General features: G+C 39.1%; 1 tRNA gene. It reads left to right on the top strand.

Annotation, left to right across the window (positions count from 1 at the left end):
* Positions 1-51: 51 nt before the first annotated feature.
* Positions 52-127, top strand: a tRNA-Glu gene (locus EXZ60_RS19060).
* Positions 128-317 lie beyond the last annotated feature (190 nt).

The following is a 317-nucleotide window of genomic DNA, read 5'->3' as shown; positions in this document are numbered from 1 at the left end:
TGGTTTATACAGTTTAAGAGACGAGGATGTTCCCAAACATTCTTACTTAGTGTCCCGTTCGTCTAGAGGCCTAGGACACCGCCCTTTCACGGCGGTAACAGGGGTTCGACTCCCCTACGGGATACCATCTTTAAATGTTCTTACAAGAATCTTTAAAAATGGTTTCTTTCTTTAGTAGAAAGTCAAATCTTGCTCTTTAACAATTTGGAAAGCTGACTGATAACAACGAACGTGTTTGTTGTTATCAAATAAAAGTTCTCAACATCAATGCGTTAAACGTATTGATACCAAACACATTCAAGTGTTCTTGGGAAAGC

Source organism: Vibrio sp. 1151_11, assembly GCF_029478525.1.
In the GTDB taxonomy this organism is placed as follows: Bacteria; Pseudomonadota; Gammaproteobacteria; order Enterobacterales; family Vibrionaceae; genus Vibrio; species Vibrio anguillarum.
This window is presented reverse-complemented; position numbering and strand designations above follow the sequence as displayed.